This is a genomic window from Parafrankia sp. FMc2 (assembly GCF_041008525.1).
In the GTDB taxonomy this organism is placed as follows: Bacteria; Actinomycetota; Actinomycetes; order Frankiales; family Frankiaceae; genus Parafrankia.
The window spans coordinates 1-4,416 of sequence record NZ_JBFLUG010000272.1 but is presented as its reverse complement, the minus strand read 5'-3'; the positions used below and the strand labels follow the sequence as shown (position 1 = coordinate 4,416).

1 protein-coding gene is annotated in these 4,416 nt (G+C 77.8%); it reads left to right on the top strand.

Annotation, left to right across the window (positions count from 1 at the left end; genetic code table 11):
- Window positions 1-4,416 (top strand): SDR family NAD(P)-dependent oxidoreductase (locus AB1460_RS35840; protein ID WP_368966900.1); only part of this gene is annotated, 4,416 nt, incomplete at both ends.

Sequence of the window (4,416 nt, the reverse complement as noted above, 5' to 3'; positions counted from 1 at the left end):
GCACGCTGCACGTGGACGCCCCGTCGCCGCACATCGACTGGACGTCCGGTGCGGTGGAGCTGCTGACCGAGGAACGCGACTGGCCGGAGCTGGACCGCCCGCGCCGCGCCGCCGTCTCGTCCTTCGGGTTCAGCGGGACGAACGCGCACATCATCCTGGAGCAGGCGGAACCCGCGCCGGAACAGTCCGGCGCCGCCGGCACCGGGCCGGCAGAGCCGGGCCCTGCCGGCTCTGCCGGTGCCGGGCTGGTGCAGGGCCCGGCGGCGGTGCCGTGGCTGCTGTCGTCGGTGGACGTCCCCGGCCTGCGTGCCCAGGCGGCGCGGCTGGCGGAGTTCCTGCGGCGCCGGCCGGAGCCGGCGCCGGCCGACGTGGGCCGCTCGCTGGTGTCGCGGGCGGCGCTGCCGGTGCGGGCCGTCGTGTCCGGCGTCGAGGATCTGGGTGCGCTAGCCGACGGGGTGCCCGGCCCGGACGCGGTCTCCGGCGCGGTCGTCCCGTCCAGCGGTGTCGTCTTCGTGTTTCCCGGTCAGGGTGGGCAGTGGGCCGGCATGGCCGCCGGGTTGCTGGAGTCGTCCCCGGTGTTCGCCGCCCGGCTCGCCGCGTGCGACGCCGCCCTCGCCGAGTTCGTCGACTTCTCCGCCGTCGCACTGCTGCGGGACGGCGCCGAGCTCGACCGGGTGGAGGTGGTCCAGCCGCTGCTGTGGGCGGTGATGGTCTCGCTGGCCGCGTGGTGGGAGTCGTTCGGCGTGACGCCCGCCGCGGTGGTCGGCCATTCGCAGGGCGAGATCGCCGCGGCCGTCGTCGCCGGCGCGCTGTCCCTGCGTGACGGTGCCGCGGTGGTCGCGCACCGTGCCGCCGCGCTCGCCGGGCTGGCCGGCGACGGCGCGATGCTCTCGGTCGGGGCACCGGCGGAGGACGTCCGGCGCTGGCTCGCCGAGGAGCCCTCGGCGGACGTCGACGGGCAGCCCGCGCTGAGCGTCGCCGCGGTGAACGGGCCGGCCCAGGTCGTGCTCGCCGGTGCGCGGCGCGCGGCCGACGGGTTCCTGCGGCGGTGCGAGGAGCGCGGGGTCCGCGCCCGGCTCGTCGACGTCGACTACGCATCCCACTCACCGCAGGTGGAGCAGGCCCGGGACCAGCTGGCCGGCACGCTGGCCGGCGTCACCGGCCGGGCACCGGACGTCCCGTGGTACTCGACCGTGACCGGTGAGCCGGTCACGGACGGGCCCGACGGTGGCTACTGGTACACGAACCTGCGGGAGACCGTCCGGTTCGCCCCGGTCGTCGAACGCCTGCTGGCCGAGGGATTCCGGCACTTCGTCGAGGTCAGCCCGCACCCCGTCCTCACCCTCGCGGTGGAGCAGGTGGCCGGGCAGGGCACCCCGACCGGGTCGGTGGGGCAGACAGGGACGGCGGGGGCGGCGGCGGCAGCGGTGTGCGGCACGCTGCGGCGCGACGACGACGGCGTCCCCGGGCAGCTGCGGGCCCTCGCCGCGGCGTGGGTGCGCGGGGTGCCCGTCGACTGGTCGGCGTGGTTCGCCGGCACCGGCGCGCGGCGCCTGCCCGACCTGCCGACCTACGCCTTCCAGCGCCAGGACTACTGGATGCTGCCCGGGCGCGCCTCCGGAGACCTGGGCAGCGTGGGCCTGGCCGACGCCGGCCACCCGCTGCTCGGCGCCGCTGTCGCGCTGCCCGACTCCGACGGCCTCGTGTTCACCGGCCGGCTGTCGCTGGCCGACCAGCCGTGGCTGGCCGACCACGTCGTGCTCGGCACCACGCTGCTGCCGGGCGCCGCCCTCGTCGAGCTGGCCCTGCGCGCCGGCGAGTGGATGGACACCCCGGTCGTCGGCGAGCTGGTGCTCCGGGCACCGCTCGTCCTGCCCGAGGACGGTGCCGTCCAGCTTCGGGTCACGGTCGCCGAACCGGCCGCGGACGGTGCCCGCGCCGTCGCCGTGCACTCGCGGGTCGACGGCGCCCAGGAGCCGTGGACGGCCCACGCCACCGGCACGCTCCGCCCCGACGCCGAGACCGGCCCGGGCATCGACGCCCACGGTGGGAGCAGCGCCGGCGGCGGTACCGGGGCGGAACCGGCCACGCTGGCCTGGCCGCCGCCAGGAGCCGAAACGATCGACATCGACGAGCTCTACCCGGCGCTGGCCGACACCGGTCTCGTCTACGGGCCCGTGTTCCAGGGCCTGCGGCGGGTCTGGCGACGCGGCGACGAGATCCTCGCCGAGGTGCGCCTGGACGAGCCGGCACCCGGGTTCGGCGTGCACCCGGCGCTGCTCGACGCCAGCCTGCACGCCCTGGCCGCCGGCGTCCTGACCGGCGTCGCGTCGACCGGCACCGCGTCGACCGGCGGCGCCGAGGGCGAGACCGCTGGCACGGGTGAGGGCGAGCGCGTCGCCGGGACGGGGCCGGCGCCGGTGCGGCTGCCGTTCGTGTTCTCCGGGGTCCGTCTGCACGCCACCGGCGCCGCGGCGCTGCGGGTCCGGCTCACCGCGGCGCAGGGCACCGACACCGTGCGGCTGAGCGCCGTGGACGAGACCGGCGCGCCCGTCCTGGACGTCGACGCGCTCACCGTCCGCCCCGTCACCGCTGGACAGCTGGTCCCCGGAGACGGATCCGGCGGCGTCGAGAAGTGGCTGCTGACCCTGGACTGGGTCGCGGCGCCGACCGCCGCGCCGCCGGCGGCCGGCTGGACGACCGTGTCGCCGGCGGCAGGCCTGGGCACGGTCGCGGGAACGCCGGACGTCCTCCTGCTGGACTGCGCAGCCTTCCCGGACGCGGCCGACGCCGTTCCCGACGCCGGGCAGGTGCGCGCGCACACCGCCCGGGTGCTGCACGTGCTGCAGGACTTCCTCGCCGACGAGCGGTGGGCCGGGACGAAGCTGGTCGCGGTGACCGAGGGGGCGGTCGCGGCGGGGACGTCCGACACGGTTCCCGGGCTGGCCGGCGCGGCGGTGTGGGGGCTGGTCCGCTCCGCCCAGGCGGAGAACCCCGGCCGCCTCGCCGTCGTCGACACCGACGGCCCGGCGGCACGGGACCTCGTCCCGGCCGTCATCGCCGCCGGGCATCCGCAGGCTGCGCTGCGCGGCGGCACCGCCCTGGTGCCCCGCCTCGCCCGGCCGTCCGCCTCCGCCACCGCCTCCGCCACCGCTGCCACCGCCGCTGCCGCCTCCGTCGCCGCCGTCGCCGCCCCGGCCACGTCCGCCGCCGCGCAGGCGTCCGCCTTCGGTACCGGCACGGTCGTGCTGACCGGTGCGACCGGGGCGCTCGGCACGCTGGTCGCCCGGCACCTCGTCGACGTCCACGGGGTGCGGGAACTGCTGCTGCTGAGCCGCCGCGGCCCGGCCGCGCCCGGCGGAGCGGAACTGGTCGCCGCCCTGACCGACGCCGGTGCCACCGCCCGCCTCGTTGCCTGCGACGTCGCCGACGGGGAGGCGCTCACCCGCGTGCTGACCGGCGTGGACGTCACCGCCGTCATCCACACCGCGGGTGTGCTCGACGACGCGGTGCTCACCTCGCTCACCGACGAGCGCCTCGACGCGGTGCTGCGGGCCAAGGTCGACGCCGTCCTCAACCTGCATGCGGCCACGGCCGGCCGGCCGCTCGCCGCCTTCGTCCTGTTCTCGTCGGCGGCCGGTGTGCTCGGCACGCCCGGCCAGGCGAACTACGCGGCGGCGAACAGCTTCCTGGACGCCTTCACCGCCCACCGGCGGGCCCGTGGCCTGCCGGCCGCCTCGCTGGCGTGGGGGCTGTGGCGGACGGAGAGCGGGATGGCCGGCGAGCTGGCCGAGCTCGACCGGGAGCGGCTGCGCCGCGGCGGGATCCTTCCGTTGGAAGCCGCCCAGGGTCTCGCCCTGTTCGACGCGGCGCTCGCCGCGGACCTCGGCGTGACCGTCCCGATCGCGCTCAACCTGCCCGCGCTGCGCCCGGCGGCCGAGGCCGGCATGCTGCCCGCCGTCCTGCAGGGGCTGGTGCGGCCCGGGCGGCGGCGGCGCGCCGGCGGCCCTGCCGACGGGGCTGGTGCGGGGGCGCCGGTCGCCGGACGGCTGGCCGGGCTGCCCCGGGAGGAACGGGAGCAGGCGCTGCTGGAGCTCGTCCGGGCGACCGTGTCCGCGGTGCTCGGCCACCCGGCGGCCACCGCGATCGACGGCAGCCGTGCCTTCCGGGATCTCGGCTTCGACTCGCTGACCTCCGTCGAGCTGCGTAACCGGCTGCAGTTCGCGACCGGTCTGACGCTGCCCGCGACGCTGGTCTTCGACTATCCGAACGCGCACGCGCTGACCCGCCACCTGCTCGCCGAGACCGACACCGCAGCCGGCACGACCACCGGCGCCGGTGCTGCCGCCGGCTCCGTCGTACCCGCCGCGCGGGCCGCGGACAGGACGGACGACGACGCGGTGGCGATCGTGGGGA